This is a genomic window from Catenulispora sp. GP43 (assembly GCF_041260665.1).
GTDB lineage: Bacteria > Actinomycetota > Actinomycetes > Streptomycetales > Catenulisporaceae > Catenulispora.
The window spans coordinates 36,074-56,177 of record NZ_JBGCCT010000007.1; the positions used below are offsets into that span (position 1 = coordinate 36,074).

Genomic DNA, 20,104 nt, shown 5'->3' on the forward strand with positions numbered 1-20,104 from the left:
CCTCAGAGCACCGCATCGGTGCCGGATCAGCCCGGAGTCAGAGTGAATGACGAGCCCGAACCGCTTCTCATCCGCGAACGGATCAGCGTCTCGGAGCTCCCGCCCTCGCTGGAGGCGTACTCGGTGTATCCGGCCGGCAAACGGCCTGTCGACAGAAAGGGCCGTCTACGGCCCCGCGCAGTCGAAATCAACGGGCTTGGGACATTCGAACGCTTCGAGCCTCCGGTCACGATCGCCAAAGACGAACTCGCCTGGTTCCTGAAGGAGCCAGAGCGCCGGTGGAAAGGAATCGAAACGAGATGGGGGGCACGTGCCAAGCCGCTGGTCTACGCGCTGGCGGCTTGCGGCGGGTTGACGGTTTACGCTGAACTCGACGAACGTTACCTGATCAAGGCGCACAAGAAGATCCGCCTGACTCCCTACTGGGCTGAAGTTGCCCCGGGCAAGCTCGTGGAGCTCACCGGGAAGCTACGGCCCGAACAAGCGCGCGCGGAGCTGCTCCGGAGCATCGCCGGTATTCCCGAACTGGCCTGTGAGCACGCGCGACTCGCCATCCAACCTCTCGACGCGCCGCTGGTCCCGCCGCCCGGTTCCAAGGCAAAGGCAAACGCATGGTCGCCCTACGAATTCGCGCTCCGGGTGGCAGCGTGGTGGTACCAACGGCCGGATTCGTCCCGCACGCCCACCCTCGACGAGGTCGCAGCCTGCGCCCTGCCCGAACGCAAGGCATCCAAGGAGGAGTGGACGCAACCTCGGAGACAGGCGGTGGAAAACATCCTCGGCGGTCGGCTGAGTATTCTGATGAAGACCCCCGACTACGAGATCCGTGTCCGTGGTCCGTTACGGTGGCGAATCGGCTCGGTCGCAGCGGACGCGGGCGTCGCCCGCCCTTGGACCGGGCTCCCCTCGAATGGCGCGCGCCTCATCGGCGACATCGAGTTCGAGTCGGCCAAAGGCGTCTTCGTCGTGGAGAACCAAAGCACGTTCCAGGAGGCGTGCGGCATCGATGAGATCGTCGACGACTGGATCGTCCTGTGGGGCAAGGGGTATGCAACCCACGGACTCGTCGACCTCATCAAAATCCTGGCTCCACTTCCCATCGCGATCTGGGGCGATCTCGACGCGGACGGGATCGGCATCATCCTGGACATGCAGGAGCGAGTCGGCAGACCGTTCCACCCGGTTGGCATGGACGCCGACTACTGGTCTCAGGGCCCGCACCGGGGGATGACCGCCGGGCAACGGGACCGTTCGGCGGCGATGGCGACGCAGCTCGCGTTGAACGGTCCCGACCTCTACCGTGACCTGGCGACCCGGATCGCGCAGGACCCGAACCTCCAAGGTGCCAGCCGGGAGCAGCAGACGCTGCACGACACGGTACTTCCGCTGCTGCCCGGCCTCCTGTCCGCGGTGCTCGTCAGTCCCCGGTCCGCCCCTCCCGCAGCCACGAAGCCGTGAGCTCGACCCGTTCGCGCCCGGGATCGAATCCCCAGGATCTGGTCGGACGGTTGTAGGGTTCGGTCGCCGACGTGTGGGAGAACCACAGGATCTGCCCGCACACGCCGGCCGCGTCGAGGATGACGCTGTCCTGGCAGGTGCCCAGGATGGTCACCCCCTGCTGTTCGGCGACACGGTGCAGGGCCGAGAGAACGTCTTTCCGGTTGGCGTCGCCGAGGCTGTTGCCCAGTTCGTCGAGGACGAGCAGCCTGCCGGGCACGCTCTCGTCCGCCAGCAGCGCGGCCAGAACCAGTTGGATGGCGAAGACCTTCACCTGGGCCCCGTTGGCGACCTCCTTGTAGGAGACGAGACCTCCGGACGGGGACCGCCGCCACTTCGGCGTCACCCGCCACTCCCACGCGGCTTCCGGACCGACGGGACGAACGATCTCGATGTCGAGCTCGGCTCCGTAACCACCTTCCCGATCTTGGTCCAGCCGGTCGAGCCGACGGCTGATGGCACGTAACGCAGTCTCGACGGAGTTCTCCACCATGTCCTGCACCGAATTCAGCTCGCCCACCAACTTTTCGAGTTCGCCGCGTGCCTCGGTGATGTCTCGCTCGCGGACCTGTTGGCTGGTGATGATGCGGTCGTGGAGGACCGCATCGTGCTCTGCCGTCGCGTCGAGGCGATCACGCACGGGGCGAATCAGAGTCGCGAACACGGCGCGATCCGGCGGGCTCGAAGCCAGGCGGCCCTCGACTCCGTCAATGTCGTCGACGAGCTCTCCGATACCCGGCGCCAGCTGGTCGACATCGTCCGCGATGCGCCTGAGCGCATCGCGGAAAGCACTCGCGGTGCGGTTAAGCCACCAAGTCGCCGACCTTACCGACCCGCCGGCGCCCGCTGCTTGAACGAGCTGCGCGGCAAGCGTCGGCGTGTCGGCCCAGGCAACTCTCCAACCGACCAGGTTGATCCGCTCCAGCGCCTCGGTCGCCTTCTTGTGCTCCCGCTTGCGCGAACCGCGCTGCGTCTCCTTCTGTTCCAGATCACTCGCTAGACCTCTGACAACTGCCGTGTGGTTGTCGCGGGCACTCGCGGCCTGGCTGTGTACCCGGTCGGCCTCGATCCACTGCTGCTGGAGTCCGTCGCGGTGCTTGTTCTCCAAGCCGATCTTCTTCTCGAGCTCCCCTATCCGACCGCGCACCTCGTTCAGCTCCACGACGGCCGTGGCAGCGGAAAGCAGTGCCCGATGCCGCTGTAGATCAACGTTCGCAATGTGCAGAACGTCGACGAGCCGGGTGACCTCCGCCCACGCTGCGATCTTTTCGGCCAGGGCAAGGGCGATCCTCGCCGAGCGTCCGGTGAAAGGTTCCTTGAAGCCTCCGAGGATCGCCTCGCCCAGGTTTCGGTCCCGAACGCGATCAGGCACTGCCTCGAAGCCCTGGCGTTCCGCCAATGCTCCCAGAAAGCCGCTGAGTGGAGCCGTGCTGGTGACCCCGGCTGGATGCGGGGACGCCGGTGACGTCTCGAGCGCCCCGTCTGCGAGTACGACAACCGCGCCGGGCATCAAGCTCAGGGCCTGGAGAGCGGCGTCCTCGTCATCAGGTGCCACGACCACCGCGTCCTGGTAGCGCGACAGGCGCGGTTCCCACGACACGCGAACGGTCTCGTCCAAGGTGACGACGTCGACGAGGCTGACAGCGGGGACGACTTCGTCCAACAGCGCGAGGGCCTCGCCGACACGTCCACCGCGCCCTGCCTTGGCAGCCTCGTGGCGGGCCTTCGCCCGATCGTGTTCTCCGGTTGCACGCTCAAGCGCGTTCTTCGCTTCGCCTGCCGCCTCTTCGGCGCTCTCGGTTTCCTCCCGATGGATCTCCACGGGACGGCCGTCGTCGCCTTCGGCTTCGACCACCAAATCCGACCTGCGCTTAAGTGCGGTCTCAAGTTCTGCGCCGAGCCTGCCCGACTGTATTTGCGACGCCGCGATCAGGTCGGTGACCGTCTGGCGGCTTTCGCTGGCTCGATCGACGGCTTCCTGAAGATCAGTACGGCCTCGCGCCTTCTCTAGGACTATCTTGGCGGACGCGACGGCTTCTTCGGCTTCGTCCACCAGGCCCTTGATCTCGGTGACGACAGACTCCTGGGTGGCGTGCTCGGCCTCCTTCTCCAGTAGCCCTTGAGCCAGGTACAGCTCCCAGCGGCGCTGCGACTCTGCAAGTTCACCACGTGCGAGATCCCGACGTGTGAGTTCCGCCAGCCGGACCGTCTCGGTCAGCCGCTCCCGTTGGTCGTTCTGTTCGCGTTCGGCGAGTTCGTCCAGTTGGTCGGCGTGCCTACGGCGTTCCCGCGACTCGTTGGCGAGCAGGTGCTCTCGGCCGGTGAGCGCGATGAGCGCCTCGCCGATCCGCGTCGGCGACATCGCGGTCATCTGCTGCGAAAGCAGTGACGGGACCGACGGCCTGATCGACGTGTCCAGGTAGGCCAGGCAACGCGGAGCAGCCCCATACAAGGCCCGCGCCATCTGCCGCGAACCGCATTCGGACTTCGGCGGCAGGCTTTCCCAGACCGAGTCCGCCGAGTCCGCTTGCTCCTGCTCGGTCGCCCTGTGCACGACTACCAAGCCGGGGCTCCACCGCATCTGCACGAACGGCGGCGTGCGCGAGATCCGTACCCAGACCGTCACGAAGTCCTGCTCGTCAGTCAGGTCAGCTGCGGCGAACACCCCGACGACGTATCCGCGCGGCGCACGGCCCGACGCGGCGTCGAGACCCGCGGCATCCGGTTGGAAAAGCAGCCCGTTGGCATGACGGCCGTCGATGTCGAGCCGCCACTGTGGATCACACAGCAGCAGGGAAACGGCACTGAGGAACGTCGTCTTCCCTGAACCGTTCGAATCGCCCTTCGGCCCTTCTCCGGTGACCGCGACGAAGCAGCCCGGAACGATGGGAACCGGATGAGTCGTCAGCCGGGCGATCTCGAAGGTCTGGACCGCGACCAGCCTCCGCCCTCCGATCACCCCGTCGCCGCCCACGGAACCTTGGGACGATCCGATGGCGTACGGGTCGATCACTCTTGACTCCCGGTTCGTTTGAAATTCTCGCGCTGACGGCGACGTCTGATCACATCGGCCATGACGCCGTCCGGCTCGGCCAGCAACACCAGGTCCTCCCACAGCCCTGCCGCGGCGTCCGGTGTGAGCCGGGCGAGCTGTGGACCCGGACCGACCAGGCGGCGCTGACCGTGGAGGGCGACGAGCCCGCGATCCGCTAGTCGGCGCAGTGCGTCGTGCACCACGCCGTCCGGCACCTTGCTGTTGAGGATCTCAGACCGGTGGACAGGTTCGCCCGGCCACCACCCTTTGGCCACGACCCGGCCTTTCGCCTTCGGGATCGCGACACAGTGCAGCAGGACCAGAACGAGGACCGCGCGATCGTCGGCGTCGAGCAGACCGATACCCTCGTCGGCCAGAACCACGGCGACGTCGGCGGCGTAGCCCGACGTGAAACCCACGTCCGTCTTCAGCAGGACCCGGCCGGCCTCGTGGAGACAGCGCTGAACGACGGCCCGGAGCTCGGGCTCGCTCAGCCCGGGAAACTCAGCCTCGCGAACGGGGACCTCGGTGGTCTCGACCGCGACAACGGCTTCCATGACCTGGGCTTGCTGCACCGGACTCAGATCGGACAGATGTGTCACTGGTCGTCCTCGATCCTGCGGGGATCTCGCGGAAGGCGGCGGTACACCTCGCGGATCACGTCCACCTGTGAGTCGGACCATGCCGCCACGCGTGGGCCCAGCCTGATCGCCCTCGACTCCGGATCGAGCCACAGCGATTCGCGCAGGGTCGTCAAGGCACTGCGAATCCTGCCGAGCGCAGCAGCGTCGCTGTTCATACCGCGCGCAGCATCGAGTGCCGCCACGATCTCATCCTCACCGGCAACACGCCCCGGCCAGGGGTGGACGGCCCTGTCCTGCCAGCACGCACCGAGGCAGGCAGCGAGAACATGCACGGTGAGCGGCGTGGCCCGCGAGGCTGATTCCGTCTGGGCCACGGGTTCGAAGCCCGGCAGCCAACCGAGGGTCTGGGCCTCGTTGCCGCCGACGCTCGCAGACACCACGATCCGGCCGGCACGTGCTGCGGCCGCATCGATTCCGGTGACAGGCATGGCGAAGCCCTGCGCGCGCAGACGTGCCAGAGCGACCCGGGAGACCTGTAACGGGTCATTCACCAGGCGCTCCCCGCCATGGCTGCCGCCGGCGCAGGAGCACGGGGGTCAAATAGGTCACCGCCGCATCGGATTCGACGCGAAACTCGTCTCGAAACTCGACGTCGAAGTCATCCTCCGAGCCGGACGCGTGCAGCGCCGAGAGGAGAAGTCTTGCGGCACCCGGCCAGCCGGCTGCGGCCAGTTCATCGGTGAGGTCGGCCTCGTCCGTACCCGCCAACAGCACCTCGGCAAGGGCCCGTGCCAAATCCGATCGCTTGCGCTCGCGGTCGATCAGCGATTGGAACGGATCAGTATCCGGGGGTGGGTTATGAGGCCGCGGCGGTCGCGGGGTCTCGGATTCCTTGGGGCGAAGCTGCTCGACCTGGGCGACGATCGCCGCGGGGTTCGGCATCGGATCCGGCGGATCGACCACGACGCGCGCCAGCGGCTCACTCAACTGCACGACGGTGGACTCACGCGCAGCGGTGAGGTATTTCTCGTGGTGAAGAACGCCGAAGTTCTCGGCGCGCGCGCCCTCTTCCAACAGCCGCTCGACGAAATCGGCCCTGGCGGCAAGGTACCGCTGCACCTCGACGACGACCAAGTAGGCGAACCGGTCCAGCTCCGGAAAACGCAGACTGACCTGGCCGGTCACCGCACGTACATCGGTGAGCAGCGACGGATGTTCGTGTTGGTGCCGTTCGGCGATCATGATGTCGAGCGACCGAGTCCGCACCAGGGTCAGCAGATAGTCGGCTGCGACGACCAGCATGCCCCGTGCCCGCGCGAGAGCGCCACGCACCTGGTCAACCGTGGCGGTGCCGCGGTGGATCGCCGCACGGGTCCGGTCGAGAAGAGTCATCATCTCGTCGACACCGCCCTCGGTGACGACCCGGTCGAAGACGAGGATGCCGGCCGCGCCGTAGGGGTTGAACAGGTACCTGTCCTCGTGCTTCTTCGAAATGGCGGGGATGAGCAGATTCAGGGATTTGAAGACGTCGAACCTCTGGTTAAACTGCTGCTCGTCACAGATCGCGCTGCACGCGTCGAACAGGTCACGCTTGGTCAGCCCGCCGGTGGACGACTTGTTCGCGAACGCATCGAACACGGCTTCGGCGACTCTGAACAGTTCCGGGTCCTGGACTACAGCCTCGCCGCCTTTGGCGATCGGGGCGACGAAGGCTTCCCAACCTTGGAGCCTGAGCCTCTGCCACGGGGCACGGTCCGACTCGAACATGTCCGACTGCGTCAATGTTTACCCCCGACGACGAACCACGACGCGACAAGCAGCCTGGCTGGTTGCCCGCCGACGCCGACGGGCAATGTGTATCAGCTCAGAAGAATAGAGCGATACGTCCATGCACCGCAGCCCGCTGAAATCATCCCTCCCCGATGCGCCTGTTCAAAACGATACGGACGGCGAGCTGTGGGCGCTGTTCCCGCCCGCGCCTACAACACGGGCAACCACGGTGATGAACTCTAGGCGTAGCGGGCAGCGGAGAAGCAGTCCGGCCCGGAAGCCACGCGCATCCTGGGGAAGACGTGCCGCATCGCCTCATCCACACTGCTCAAGCTGGGAGCGAATCAGACGACGTGGCTTGCCGCCGGTCGCGGGATGCCGGCCGCGCACTATTCAGATGATCTGCATTGTCTGGGCCGGGCTACTCGCTCACTCGCGCACGCCATGTCGTCGCTCGGCCGCACCAAGGCCGCTCTTGATGCCCTGCTGGCGATGGCCGCGCACATGGAACCCAAGGTCGAGGCCCCGTCCGTCGAGATCGCGCCTTGTACTGGGTTGTGCTGCTGACCGCTGAGATCGCTGCCGCCGAGTAGGGCGACGCCCACACCGCACAGACGATGCACAACGAGGCGCGTGCAGTCGCCACCTGGAGGTTCGGTGACGGCAGCACAGACAGGGAAACCGCGTTCAGCTTAGTGAACGTGGACTTGCACTGGGTGTCTTCGCTGGTGCGGCTGCGCCAGGCGGGTGAAGCCATACAGTACGCCGCTGGCATTGACCGCTCCGCCTTGACACTGATGCCGCGGGAACGGCGTGGAACGCTCGGATTCGACCTGGCGCGGCCCACTTCCAGCAGGGTCGGTACTCCGACGCCGAGCAGGTGCTGCCGACGACTGGGCGGATCGCGCCAGAGGAGGCGTGGTGCCGCCCAGGCAGCAAGGCCCTCAGCGTTAACCTGATCAACGTACCGGATCGCAGGCCGAGCCCCGGACCGCGATCGCTCGCCCGCCGTGCCGGAGTGCAAGTGCAAGCGTGGCTCAAACCCTGTACGTGGTGAAGTGCGCCGCGGGCCCAGCGCCGTTCGTGGACCAGCTGGTGAAGCCGGGACACGACCGCCGCTGGGACGTTGTCGACCGTCGTGCAATTCCCCACCCAGGGTGTCTTCGTCCCCAGATCGTCTACTGACCGGCCAGGCATCATGCTCCGGGCCGCCCGACTCCGAAGTGTCCGCGCCGACCCCGGCCCTCAAGGACACCTTCTGCGCCGCTGACGCGGTGAGCTGCGCTCATCCTTGACCGCCGCGGCCGTCGCTACAGATCCGGCAGCTGTCGAGCGGCCCGGAGAAGACCGTCGTCCCCATGGTCCCGACGGACAAGCGTCGTCGTCCCCCTGGCCAGGTCCGTGACGCAACAGGCGGGGAATTGGACGACGGTTCACAGACGTGTGGCTGGCACCGACGCCGTCAGCAATAGGCTTCCCGGACATGCCCGCCCTGGAGTCGCTGACATGGCACCCAGTGCTGGCACGGTATCGGCGTCCGGGCGAGGCGGGGAAGTCGCCGTCGGCGGACGCGGTGATCGTGGCCCCGGCGACCTACATACGATCAATACACGGGCAGCGGAGATCGCGGACGCACACGCTGGGGCTGCTTGCCGAGCTGATATCATCAGGGGTTCCGATTACGGTGTCGCAGTTCGTGAATACGTCGCCGGCGGCAAGCCGGGTATTCGGCCGGCTGGTGCAGGTGCTGCGCAAGGAGAGCGTGAAATTCCTGCTCGGCGAGGGCAGATTCGTACCGCATCTGGCTGAGACGGGCGAAGGTCGGCCGGAGACGTTCCCATGGGAGTCAGCTCTCAACGCCGTCGAGTGGGAGCCTTCACCGCCAGCTTCGTCGCAGTCGATCTGTTCAACGGTACGACCATCTGAACATCCCATGCATCGGAATCCAAATCCTCGGCCGGGCCCCGAGGTACGCGTCGAGCAGGGTTCCACCGATTAGGCTCAAGACGACGCGAACCGACAGGATGAGATACCGGACCGGTACGCCCGAACGCTGATACGGGTGGCGAACGATAAAGTGATACGTCGGCTCAGCTGCGGCCGCGCTATCGCGACGCCATGGCTGGAAGCGCTAACCAGTACGGGAGGGTTTGGATGGCTCAGGGGTCGGCCGAGCTCGAGGGTCGGCTTGCAGACCTGGCCGCTGCGTCTGCCAACTTCGGGTTTCTCCTGCCTCACGAACCGTTGCTCCTGTTCTATGGCGCAGCGGCTGAAACCAGAGAGTCCATTGACCCCTCAGCCTCCTTGACGGCAGCGCACGAGTTCGGAGAAGTCTTCACAGTCACGCTTGGTCGGCTTTTCGGTGTAACCGTTTCGCAGGAGGATCCGCAGGCGTATCTACACCGCCTACACGCTTCCGGACCGGTCACCGGACGTGTGCTAGCGGCACTCGAGGAGCTCAACGCGCTTCCGTACGACCCGGTCGGATCGCAGGGCAACTCGATCGCCGCGTATTTCGTCGCACGGTGCTTCGAGCTGGCTGTGTGGCTCTTTCGGTTCCGTACCGGCGACCGTGAGCCCATTCCATACGTCCCTGCCGATTCAGCAAAGCTACACACCCTGCGGGAGCGAGTCGCGGCGGTGAAGAAAGCGTTACCGCAACTCCGGCGCGACTTCGAGTCGCGCACTCCGGGCCGGTCTCAGGCCGCGGCGGCGGTCGAGGGCCTTCTCGCAGCAGCAGGTTGGACGTTCCCGGAGTCGAACCGCGACGCGAAGGCTCACCACTCGCTCGGCACCGTTGCGAATCTGCGTTCGACCAACGAACATCGCCTCGACTACCTGCTTCTGGTCGGTGGCCAAGCTGCCGGGTTGGTTGTTTGTCTCGAGGATGGTTCCAACCCCGATGCCGCCATGCAGCAGGCTGAAGAGCGAGCCAAGAGGTTCTCCGACGCGCCATTCTTCCCAACCGGGCGCGCCCCGTTTCCGTACCGCTATATGAGCGATGGCCGGCAGCTGCACTTCCGTAACGAAAACGATCCCGAGCCGCGCTCACGGACGGTCAGCGGGTTCCATCAGCCATCCACACTGGCGCGATGGTCGCGTGAGGCTGAAGCGGATCCGAATGCGCCGACCTACTCGGCAAGGCTTGCTCACAGGCTCCCCGAGCTGGAGCAACCCGCCAAAGGATCAGCTGCGAAAGCTCTCAAAGCACCACAGGCCGCAGCGATCGGGGCGATTGAGAAAGCCATGGCTTCGGGCCGCCGCCGAGCCATGGTCCAGATGGTAATCGGCTCGGGTAAGACCTACACCGAGATCCTCACGGCCTTTCGCCAACTCGAGTACGCCAAGGCGCATCGCATCCTGTTCGTCGTCGATCGGGCTGTCCTCGCGATGCAGTTGATCGACGGACTGCACCAGTTCCACATCCCCGGCCAGGTGCGGAGCTTTACCGAGCTGTACAGCGTCCAAAGACTCACCACGCCCGCAGCCCTGTCGCCATCGGCAAGGGTTGTCGTGACGACTGTGCACACACTTCGCAGTATTCTTCGACAGTCTGAAACCTCGTCCTCCGAGGTCGACCACAACCCGGATCTTCCGCCCGACGCGTTCGATCTGATCATCGTGGACGACTGCCGCAGATCGTTCTACGACGCGGACCGCGCCCGTCTGGAGTATTTCGACGCGCGCCTGCTGGGCTTCACCAGCCTGCCGGACTCCTGGACAATCAGGTTCTTCGAGGGCCATCCGGTCAGTGAGTACACGCTGAACCAGGCGGTGGCTGACGGGTCGGCACTGGATTACTCGCTCTTCCAAGCGCGCCTCGATTCCCCTGAGCGAGCGGTACTCGTGCCGTTGGACGGCGACGCCGCACACCCTGACCGTGGAGCAGACCGGCCGGGGTCCATGGCCGGCCGCGTCGTCGAACCGCCTGCGCTCACGGCAGTTCTTCATACCTTCAGGGACAGTCTCGCCACACTCTTCCCGGGCAGGGGAGATCTTCCCGGTGCCGTCCCCAAGACGCTTGTCCTGGCACACGACGATCACCACGCCGAACAGGTCGCCAAGGCGATTCGCGCCGTTTTCGCCGCGGGTCCGGGTTTCGTTCGGCATATCGACGGCACAGCGGCCGAGCCGCTCCGGCGATTGAGAGAGTTTACGACGGCACCAGAGTTCCGGATCGCCGTCATAAGGACCTCGATGGCCACTGGATTCGACGTACCAGCGCTCGAATGCATGCTGATTCTGAGCGATGTGCGGTCAGCAGCCGAGTACGTGCAGCTCCTGGGTCGGGGAACGCGGCCGATCTCGGCCGCCGCACTGCGCGCGGTCAGCCCGGGAGCGATCGCCAAAACACACTTCGTGGTGATCGACGCAGTCGGAGCCTCGCGGCACGAACCCCGGGGTCGCGTCAATGTGGTGGATCCCCCCGGTGCGGCGAGCACGACCGCGCTGTCACACCTGCTCGACATCGCCGCGCAGGAAAGCCTGACGCAGGACGATCGTACCGAGCTCGGCCTACGGCTTGCCCGCCTCGTTCCGCTGCTGACCGATGGCGACGACGCCGCTTTTCGGAGCCTGGCCGGCATCCGGCTGGAGGATCTGGTCCAACAGCTCGTGGAGATCCCCGAGCCAGGCAATCCAACAGTTGAGCGCCGGAAAGCACCAGGTTTGGCTGATGCGCTGTCCCGACTGCCCGCCCTACGGGAAACACTGCTCGATCTCCAGGACCGCATGGCCGGGCCGGATTTACAGTCCTCTGCCCACAGCACCCCGACAGCGAGGCCCTCTGAGGCATCCGCAGATCGCCTTGCAGGCGCTCTGGAGAACCGGCTGGGCAGGCTCACCGCGGCCCAGACATGGTGGATCGGGCACATCGCCGACTCGGCGGTGGCCAGCGCCCAGTTCGATCCGACAGACCTGGAGGGTCTGCCTTTCTCCGGCCGCGGGGGCACCGACGGCTTCCTGCGGGAATTCGGGAACGAAGGCGCCCTGGACCTTCTGCGTGAGCTTGACCAGGAACTCGGGTGAGCACCGGGCTTCCGCCAGGTTGGCAGACCGTCCGACTGGCCGAGGTGCTGGCCGAGCCGTTGGCCGGCGGTCGCCCTGTGCACAGCGGCAAGGGTGGCGTCCCCGTGCTCCGGCCGACAGCTCTTCGGACAGGCGCGGTGGATTTCGACGACGTCAGGAGCACACGGTCGGCGCCCGAAGCGGACACGGACACTAGTGGGCTCATCCACCCCGGCGACCTCCTGATCAGCCGGGTGAGCGGCACGCTTTCCCAGGTCGGCGAAGGTGCGTTGGCCGCGAAGCACAGCAGGCCCGTGGCCTTTCCAGACTTCATGACGCGAGTCCGAGCACTTTCTTCCGCAGTCGATCTCCAGTACCTCGTGGGCCTGTGGAACTCACCGATCGTCCGCACGCAGCTCGAGGACCGCGCCCGGCTGATCGCCGGTCGTACGTACCAACTCACCCAAGCTGACCTGGAAGAGATCCGACTCCCCCTTCCGTCCACGGCCGAGCAACGCCGGATCCTGACTCTGCTGGCCGCGTGCCACGCCCACATCGACAAGGCCGTCATCCGCACCCGGGCCGCCGTCGGTCAGGCCACCGAGCTCAGCGGTCTGATCATGGCAAGAGCCGGAGTGATCACCGGCAGGGCTCTCCTGCCCGCAGACCTTCCTCCCGACATCGTGGACGACGGGTTCCTGCCGTCACTCCCAGAGGGCTGGCGATGGACACGGCTGGGAAGCATCGCGGATGTCGCCCGAGGTGTCGCGGTGGGGAACGCGAGGAAATCGGATGGCGCCGATGTGGAGGTTCCTTTTCTCCGCGTATCGAACGTGCAGAGAGGCAGGTTGGCACTGGATGACGTCACCACGACCCGACTGCCGCGGGAGCGGGCGTCCGCATTCCGGCTTCGACCCGCCGACGTCCTGCTGACCGCGACCGGGGACCGCACGAACCTGGGCCGGGGATGGATCTGGGAAGGGCAGCTGGCCGACTGCGTCCATCAGAATCATGTCTTCCGGATCCGGATCCGCGACCAACGGCTTCACCCGAAGCTGCTCGCCTGGCACGCCAACAGCTTCGGCCAGGGCTGGTGCGAGCGCAACGCGCGACAGAGCACCGGCCCCGCCTCCATCAGCCTTGGCACCATCCGGCTGATGCCGGTACCGGTCGGTCCTCCCGCGGAGCAGGACCGGGCGGTCCGCCTCGTCGAGGAGCGGACGGCACGGATCGACAGTGCCGTCATGTCGGCCGAGCGGGCCCTGACGATGGCTGACCAGCTGCGCCGCACTGTACAGCGCAGAGCTTTCACCGGTGGTCTGGCGAACTACGGTGGAGCGTTCGAGCACGAGGAGATGCTTCCGTGACCCCATCAACCCCGCCACCGGCTGCCCGGGATCGTGACCCCGTCAAGTCCCTCTGGTCATTCGGAAACCTCCTGCGCGACGACGGGGTCTCTGCGCTGGAGTACATCGAACAGCTGACATACCTGATCTGCGTCAAGATCGCTCATGAACAGCGTCACCGCATCCTCAATCCTCAGCGCTTGCCGGGCTCTCAGGCTTGGGATCAGCTACGCGCGACCTCTCCTTATGAACAAGGGAGCTTCTACGAGAAGATTCTGTGGGACTTCGGAAATCGCCCGGACGCCATCGGCCGGATCTTCCGGAAGGCGCAGAACCGGGTATCCGACCCGCTCAAGCTCAGTCGGCTGATCGACCTGGTCGATCAGCACTATTGGACCGGTGTTCCGGGCTTGCCGCCCGGTGCGGTGTTCGAGGCCTTGCTCGGGCGGGTCGCCGACGACGCCAAGACCGGAGCGGGGCAGTACTACACGCCGCGGCCGCTGATCGACGCCGTCGTCCGTTGTGTCCGGCCGACCGTGGACGACACGATCATCGATCCGGCCTGCGGCACCGGCGGTTTTCTGATCACGGCGTTCGACTACCTCATCGAACACTTCCCGCGAGGTGCCGACCGAGCACGGCGTGCACAGACTGACGAGGACATCGTCTCCGGGAACGAGTTGGTCGAGACAACGGCACGCCTCGCAATGGCGAATCTGTTCCTGCACGGGGTGGCTCAGCCGCGCGTCGTCGTCGGTGACGCCCTGCTGTCCAGACCGGAACGGCACGCCACACTGGTGCTGACCGCGCCGCCGTTCGGCAGAGGCTCCGTGATCGCCGACTACGGGTACAGTCGTTACGACTTGTGGGCGGCGACCGCGAACAAGCAGCTGAACTTCTTGCAGCATGTCTTCACACTGCTGGACATCGGGGGGCGGGCGGCCGTCGTGGTCACCGACAACGTCCTGTTCGAAGGCGGTGCGGGAGCGGAGATCCGGAAACGGCTGCTGCATCACTGTGACGTACATACCCTGCTACGGCTTCCCACCGGCGTCTTCTCCGCCAAAGGCGTCAGAGCCAACGTCCTGTTCTTCGACAAACCCGCGCCACGGACTGACGGAAGGCCATCCACACGGCGCCTTTGGGTGTACGACATGCGTTCTCGTCAGCCATCGGTGACGAAGACCGCCCCGTTGGCCGAAACCGATTATCTGGACTTCGTAGCCGCTTACCGGCCTGGGCGGTCACGGGAGGAACGGGACGAGACGAGCTGGTTCAGGCCGTTCGACGTCGATGAACTGCTCAGCAGGGACGGGTGCGAGCTCGATCTGCGAGTCGCACCACGCCAGACCGAGCCCGCCACTGAACCCGACGTGGACTTGTACCGCATAGCTGAGGACATCACCGGGGAACTACGCTCGGCGCTCGCAGAATTCACAGCCCTCGCCGACGCGCTTCGCGTTCTCGGCCGGCCGTCCGGACAGTCGGGTCAGGACCCGACGCGGTGAGCACCGCCATGGTGGGGAGACGATCGTGAGGGGAATCAGGTGCGGCTACTCGAACTGAGGCTGCCGGCGTACCGAGGGCTGCGAGACTTCCACCTGGATCTCACTACCGCGGTCGACCATGGCCATGCCATCGCCACCTTGATCGGGCCCAACGGGGGCGGCAAGTCCAGAATCCTGCACGCACTCGTCGAGATCTTCGGAGCGCTGTACCAACCGAAGGGCGGCGCGGCGTTCGCCTTCGAGATCAGCTATGCCATCGGAGACGACACGGTCCAGGTCAGGCAGGAGCCAGCCGAGAGCTCGCCGACGGTGACCGTGAGCGCCGTCGGCGACAAAGCCGAGTCTGTGCCCCGTTCAGAGTGGACCGACTATTTGCCCGACCATGTGTTCGGCTATCAGGCACACCTTCAGGCACCGTGGACCGCGGAGTTCGAACGCCACCGCCTTCTCGCTGCACGCTGTCTCACCGGATGGCAGCGGGAGTGGCGGGCAGGCTTCAACGAATGGCTGATCACGCACTCCCTCGAGGATTCTTGGACCGAAGAGCTCACGGTGCCCATCAGCTGTTCTCTCTACACTCGCGTCTTCCTCTGCACGCCCTCCCATCTGGCGCTGCTGTTGCTCGCGCAGATTTCGGACTGGTCTGATGCTTTCGGTACCTACCTGCACAGGCATTCCGGTATCGAGGGCGTGGCCTCTGCCGTTCTCCGAGTCAAGGCTCCTCGCTCAGTACGACGGAATTGGTACGAGCTTCCATACTGGGGACTGGGTGGTCCGGTCCGCACGTTCTTCGCGGCGGTGGCCGAGTCCGGACGTTTCGGGCTCGTCCCCGAAGCCGACCCGTTGACTGGCGTGGGCAGCCCTGTTGACGGCTTCGGGATCGAACTCGGCGGCGCCGAGGACATCATGGCCCTGCGCAATCTCTTCGATCGGGACCTGTCGATGTTCGCGCTGCTGACCACACTGCTCGACGCCGGCTACCTCACGGTCGACGTCAAGTTGGAGAGCGTGGACGGCACAACACTCAGCTTGAACGATCTGAGCTCGGGCGAGCAGCAGCGCTTGACGATCCTGGGTTTGCTCCGCCTGCAACGCGCGGAGCAGTCACTCTTCCTTCTCGACGAACCCGACTCCCACTTCCATCCCGAGTGGAGCCGGCTCTGGTACAGCTCGGTACTAGCTGTCCTCGGAGAGGATAGGGACTCACAGTTCATCGCGGCGACGCACGAACCTCTCCTAGTCGCGAACATGACGCGGGAGCAAGTGCGGGTAGTCGCCTTTGTGGAAGGAAGAGCGGCCGCGATGGTCCCGACCGCCACTCCACGGGGACAAGGCGCCGGCGGACTGCTGACAACGGACCTCTTCGGGCTGCCGAGCCAGCTCGACGAGTACACGCAGGCCCTGATCGACCGGCAGTATGACCTGCTCGCCGAGGCAGAGGACGATGCCGGCAAACAGGTCGAGCTTGGACAAGTCACTGCGGCCTTGGACTCCCTCGGCTTCTCCACCGCGAATCGGGACCCGCTGGTCTCGGCCTTCCTCGCCGAACTCCACCGTCGGCGCCGTGCGCTCATCGCGTCAGCTGAGAGCACCGATCCGCCGTCTCCGCAGGAATTGGCGGCCCTGGTATCGCAGTTGTTCGACGAACGTCTCTCCTCGGCAGTGTGAATCGATGCGGTATGTGGACACGAGCGGGTTGAGCGCTCCACCGGCGTGGATCGAGAAGGCACACAAGGTGAAAGAGAAGATTCAAGCCTGCATCGCTGATGGCACGGCCTTCGAGTTCCGTTCGTTGTGGACAGAAGACGAAATGCGCGGCCCTCTGGTCCAGCTGCTCGGGCCCAAGTGCTGGTACTGCGAGACGCTGATCCAGCGCACGGATGTCCAGATCGATCACTTCCGGCCGAAGTCGGAGGTATCCGGCGAGCCCGGCCACCCCGGCTATTGGTGGCTCGCCTACGAGGTCACGAACTACCGGGTGATCTGCAAGCACTGTAACAGCGGCGGTGCCAGGTACAACGACGTGCCAGAGGGTCTTGCCAAGAGCAGCCGGTTCCCGCTTCTCGCGGGGACGCGCGCGACAAAGCCCGGAGACGACCTCACGGTGGAGCAGCCGGTGCTCCTGGACCCGGTCCGGTCCGGTGACCCCGACCTACTCGGATTCGACGCCGCAGGATTCGCGCGCCGGCGAAGCGGCGCGTCCTACTCGCAAGCCGAGAAGGAGCGTGGCCTGTGCCGCGCCGATGAGACCATCCGGATCCTCGCACTCAACGCGACCCAGATCACGGAGCAGCGTCGCGAGCTCATGTTGGAGATCGGGCAGCTTTCGCGACTGCGGGGAACTCCCGTTGCCGCGGATCTCATCGCAAGGAAGGTCGGGCCCCAAGCACAGTGGAGCGCGGCCGCGTCCGCTGCCCTGGCGATCCACCGCGCTGGAGCCTCGACGCCGCACCGGACTGGTCCACCCGCGACCGCGGCGGCGCTCGGGCAGACGGACATCCACCCCCGATCGAACGTCGACCTGGTAGACCTTCTCATCCACCTGGACGCGGACGAACTCGCGACCGGCATCGCGCTGACCGGCCGCCGTGCTGGCCGCGAGTATCACGCGGAGCTGCGAAAGGACGGACGGATCAGCGTCGTGGGCCGCGCCTGGGGCACGCCGCAATCCGCGGCCCGCGCGGCCACCGGCCGGGACGATGTCGACGGCTGGGACTTCTGGCGGCTGACCGTGGGCGGCACAGATCTCTCGCTCGCAGAATTCCGCGCCGCGCATGCTGTTCGAGGAAGGACTACCAGTCCCTGATGGACGTCGATGGGGACAGTTAGTGCCAGATCGGTTGGTCCGACGGAGATCAAGTAGCCCGTGGAGCCCGCGGCTCGGGTTCGGCCTGGTGGCCGCGCCTCGTACTCCGGGATGGCTCCCCGACGCCATCCGGAGTACGTTGCGGGCGTCATGCGGGAGGATGGTGTGTCCTGGCCGCGCTGGCGTTCCAGTTGCGGTCACGACGTCGCGCCGTCTCCCCGCCGTAACTGGTCCAGCACCCAGGCTGGCGGCTCTTGCGGCTGGATCTGATGGATATCCGCGGTCAGGGCCCAGTCCCGGACCGAGGCCGGAATGTCTCGGCCCAGGCCGTGTCCGATGTCCACTGCCGGATCGGGCAACGGGCAGCTGCGCCCCGCGCCGTACATGCCTCGGAAACGGTCCTCGCCGTCATCGTCGCGGAATGTCTCAAAGGCGCGTAGCAGGTAGTCCGGCCGCAATATGACACCGAAATATGTCATCCCTGGCAGGGGAAGGTGGGTTCGACGACCACGCCGTCGCCGTCAACGCACCACCCCATCCGCTCGCGGGGGGATGCCGTGGCAGGCGAATCCCTCGGAATACAGTACACCGGAAATTGCCTTGTGATCGTGGGCGTTACACCGTGCGTTCGCGGGCGAGGGCTCAGGCCGCGGATAACGGTGCCCGGTGTGTCCACCCACATCGGTCGGTGCACTCGACGGACTCTGGGCGTGCGGAAGGTGACCCTACAGGTCTCATTGAGCGTCCATCGACCGGGGGATCAAACGCTGTCGGCAGTATTGCCGGGTTCGCGGACGGATGGCTCATCGGTCGCGATTTGAAGCTCCGGCGGGATTCCGGGCCCGCGATTGGGTAGCCCTGGGACCCGTTGCTACGCTCAGGCTATGGATGCCATGCGGTACCGCCGTCCGCCGGTGACAGCCTCGTTTGAGGATCTACGTCGGCGACGCCTGCCTCAGGTGCTGTTCGTGCACCCGTTTCTGCCTGAGGGCGTAACGGTGTGCGACATCAGCGGGTTCGCCGAGATGATCGAAGAGGCCTACCGGACCCCCTTCACCCTCCACATGGCCATGGAACTCGACGAAGACGGTAACGAGCGGTGCATGGGGATCGGCAACAACGGCATGTGGGAATGGATGGTCACCCGGCCGACCAAACTGCGCAACGGTGAGCGGTACACATCGGTTCTCCAGGGTATCTCGCAGATCTTGATCGCCCCGGAAATAGACGGACAGCGGCTCTGCACGGTCGAGGTGACGCCGACCGGCGAGGATCATCTGATCGCCGGTCGGCGGCCGATCATCTTCGCCATTCGGACTCGCCTCTAGAGAGTTCTCGCCGCGGGTGTTACGGGGGTAGTGGATCAAGTCCAGTCTTGGCGAGGAGTCCGGCCAGGAGTTCGGGTCGGTACTGCATGCGTCGTAGCCGGTGTTTGACGAGTCGGTGGAGCTGGTCGATCTCGCGTTTGACGAGGTTGACCAGCCCGGACTTCATGACCGCCCACACGCCTTCAACCGGGTTGAGCTCGGGGGCGGTGGTCGGCAGGTAGAACACGGTCAGCCAGGCTCGGGTGTTGATCAGTGCGCGTATGGCCGCCGACTTGTGCCGGTTCAGGTTGTCCCACACCAGCACGATCGGGGCGCGGAGCTGCTGGTGGGCGCCGTCGAGCAAGCGGATGAAGTCGTGCTCGTCGAAGCCTTTCTTCTCGTTCTTCCAACCGTGGTAGACCAGGCTGCGGTGAATCAGCCGGACATGCGGCCGCGCCGCCGGACGGAAGGCGATCAGGGCGGCGAGGTTGACCCGCTTGGTCCCCGCGTTGGAGACCTTCACCACCGGCGTCATGCCACGTCGGCGCCACGTGCGTCCGCGCGGCGGTTTGAGCCCCTGGCCAGCCTCGTCCTCGAAGCAGATGTACGCGCCGAGGGCTACGGCCGTGCTTTTATGCTCGGCCACGTCTCCTCACGCCAGGTGGCGAACGCCTGCTCGTTACGTTCGGCTGCACGCCGGGTCGGGACCTGCCAACTGGCCCCGATCCGGGTGAGCATCTCGTGCAACGCTCCGGAAGAGTGGAACCGAACCCCGAACCGGACCCGGATCAACTCGGCGATCCTGGCCAGCGTCCAGCGCTGATCGAGATAGCCGTGCGCTGCCGGGCCGACCTCGATCAGTGCCATCAGCTCCTGCTGCTGGTCGAGGGTCAGCAATGGCTTGGTCCCGGCCGCGCCCCTGGACACCAGCGCGCCGGGACCACCGGTCTGCAACGCGTGACGCCACCGGTTGACCGACATCTTCGTCACCCGGAACCGCCGCGCCACCTGCTCATCAGTCTCACCTGCGGCGATGAACTCCGCCGCGGCCATCCGCACCCGCTCGCGCCGGGCCCTGGCTGCGGTATCGAGCCCGCCACCTTGCGCATACCTCAGAATGACGACATAGCGCTCCGGCTACCGCATGTCAGCGTGGCGCACCCCGGCGAAACTTCCGAGCCGAGAACTCTCTAGCTGTTCTGCTGCCGGAGCCCAAGCTGAGACGCCCAAGCCCCGGCAGATAGG

The 20,104-nt window shown here is 65.8% G+C and carries 15 protein-coding genes; 8 read left to right on the top strand and 7 right to left on the bottom strand.

Annotated features, from left to right (window positions below; all coding sequences use genetic code 11):
• The first annotated feature begins 42 nt into the window (after positions 1–42).
• Entirely contained in the window at positions 43–1,458 is a 1,416-nt protein-coding gene (locus ABH926_RS16020) for a Wadjet anti-phage system protein JetD domain-containing protein (RefSeq protein WP_370366378.1), read from the top strand.
• Here ABH926_RS16020 and ABH926_RS16025 read toward each other — a convergent pair.
• From ABH926_RS16025 to ABH926_RS16040, 4 genes are read right to left on the bottom strand one after another with little or no spacing between them, the layout of a single operon-like run.
• On the bottom strand, positions 1,418–4,510 hold the full coding sequence (locus ABH926_RS16025) for a hypothetical protein (RefSeq protein WP_370366380.1): 3,093 nt from the start codon (positions 4,508–4,510) through the stop codon (positions 1,418–1,420). The genes ABH926_RS16020 and ABH926_RS16025 overlap by 41 nt on opposite strands.
• Positions 4,507–5,133, bottom strand: a complete 627-nt coding sequence (locus tag ABH926_RS16030) for a hypothetical protein (protein WP_370366381.1) — start codon at positions 5,131–5,133, stop codon at positions 4,507–4,509. The genes ABH926_RS16025 and ABH926_RS16030 overlap by 4 nt, the downstream gene beginning before the upstream one ends.
• Positions 5,130–5,666 (bottom strand): hypothetical protein, encoded by a 537-nt coding sequence (locus ABH926_RS16035; protein WP_370366382.1) that lies wholly within the window; start codon positions 5,664–5,666, stop codon positions 5,130–5,132. Before ABH926_RS16035 ends, ABH926_RS16030 begins: the two co-directional genes overlap by 4 nt.
• On the bottom strand, positions 5,659–6,882 hold the full coding sequence (locus ABH926_RS16040) for a hypothetical protein (protein WP_370366383.1): 1,224 nt from the start codon (positions 6,880–6,882) through the stop codon (positions 5,659–5,661). The genes ABH926_RS16035 and ABH926_RS16040 overlap by 8 nt, the downstream gene beginning before the upstream one ends.
• A gap of 1,486 nt (positions 6,883–8,368) precedes the next feature.
• Here ABH926_RS16040 and ABH926_RS16045 point away from each other — a divergent pair.
• The 6 genes from ABH926_RS16045 to ABH926_RS16070 all read left to right on the top strand — a co-directional run bounded on the left by ABH926_RS16045 (position 8,369) and on the right by ABH926_RS16070 (position 17,552).
• Positions 8,369–8,884, top strand: coding sequence for a flavoprotein (locus tag ABH926_RS16045; protein ID WP_370366384.1), 516 nt, complete (start codon positions 8,369–8,371; stop codon positions 8,882–8,884).
• A 155-nt stretch (positions 8,885–9,039) separates the two neighbouring features.
• Entirely contained in the window at positions 9,040–11,913 is a 2,874-nt protein-coding gene (locus ABH926_RS16050; protein WP_370366385.1) for a DEAD/DEAH box helicase family protein, read from the top strand.
• Positions 11,910–13,259, top strand: coding sequence for a hypothetical protein (locus tag ABH926_RS16055; protein ID WP_370366386.1), 1,350 nt, complete (start codon positions 11,910–11,912; stop codon positions 13,257–13,259). Before ABH926_RS16050 ends, ABH926_RS16055 begins: the two co-directional genes overlap by 4 nt.
• Complete coding sequence (locus ABH926_RS16060; protein WP_370366387.1) at positions 13,256–14,746, top strand: N-6 DNA methylase; 1,491 nt, start codon at positions 13,256–13,258, stop codon at positions 14,744–14,746. The genes ABH926_RS16055 and ABH926_RS16060 overlap by 4 nt, the downstream gene beginning before the upstream one ends.
• A 39-nt stretch (positions 14,747–14,785) precedes the next feature.
• Positions 14,786–16,414, top strand: a complete 1,629-nt coding sequence (locus ABH926_RS16065; RefSeq protein ID WP_370366388.1) for an AAA family ATPase — start codon at positions 14,786–14,788, stop codon at positions 16,412–16,414.
• A gap of 4 nt (positions 16,415–16,418) precedes the next feature.
• Positions 16,419–17,552, top strand: coding sequence for an HNH endonuclease (locus tag ABH926_RS16070; protein WP_370366389.1), 1,134 nt, complete (start codon positions 16,419–16,421; stop codon positions 17,550–17,552).
• Between the two features lie 197 nt (positions 17,553–17,749).
• Here ABH926_RS16070 and ABH926_RS16075 read toward each other — a convergent pair whose 3' ends face one another.
• A complete protein-coding gene (locus ABH926_RS16075; RefSeq protein ID WP_370366390.1) occupies positions 17,750–18,031 on the bottom strand; it encodes a hypothetical protein in 282 nt (93 codons plus the stop codon).
• A gap of 405 nt (positions 18,032–18,436) precedes the next feature.
• Here ABH926_RS16075 and ABH926_RS16080 point away from each other — a divergent pair, with 405 nt between their 5' ends.
• Entirely contained in the window at positions 18,437–18,880 is a 444-nt protein-coding gene (locus ABH926_RS16080) for a hypothetical protein (RefSeq protein ID WP_370366391.1), read from the top strand.
• A gap of 19 nt (positions 18,881–18,899) precedes the next feature.
• Here ABH926_RS16080 and ABH926_RS16085 read toward each other — a convergent pair whose 3' ends face one another.
• Both ABH926_RS16085 and ABH926_RS16090 read right to left on the bottom strand, forming a co-directional pair.
• Complete coding sequence (locus ABH926_RS16085) at positions 18,900–19,505, bottom strand: transposase (protein ID WP_370366392.1); 606 nt, start codon at positions 19,503–19,505, stop codon at positions 18,900–18,902.
• Entirely contained in the window at positions 19,478–19,918 is a 441-nt protein-coding gene (locus ABH926_RS16090; protein WP_370366393.1) for a winged helix-turn-helix domain-containing protein, read from the bottom strand. Before ABH926_RS16090 ends, ABH926_RS16085 begins: the two co-directional genes overlap by 28 nt.
• Positions 19,919–20,104: the final 186 nt, after the last annotated feature.

Bases quoted from the DNA above. Each gene is read 5' to 3' on its own strand.
- ABH926_RS16040 (WP_370366383.1), bottom strand. From the start codon at position 6,882: ATGTTCGAGTCGGACCGTGCCCCGTGGCAGAGGCTCAGGCTCCAAGGT.
- ABH926_RS16050 (WP_370366385.1), top strand. From the start codon at position 9,040: ATGGCTCAGGGGTCGGCCGAGCTCGAGGGTCGGCTTGCAGACCTGGCC.
- ABH926_RS16045 (WP_370366384.1), top strand. From the start codon at position 8,369: ATGCCCGCCCTGGAGTCGCTGACATGGCACCCAGTGCTGGCACGGTAT.
- ABH926_RS16080 (WP_370366391.1), top strand. From the start codon at position 18,437: ATGGATGCCATGCGGTACCGCCGTCCGCCGGTGACAGCCTCGTTTGAG.
- ABH926_RS16075 (WP_370366390.1), bottom strand. From the start codon at position 18,031: ATGACATATTTCGGTGTCATATTGCGGCCGGACTACCTGCTACGCGCC.
- ABH926_RS16070 (WP_370366389.1), top strand. From the start codon at position 16,419: ATGCGGTATGTGGACACGAGCGGGTTGAGCGCTCCACCGGCGTGGATC.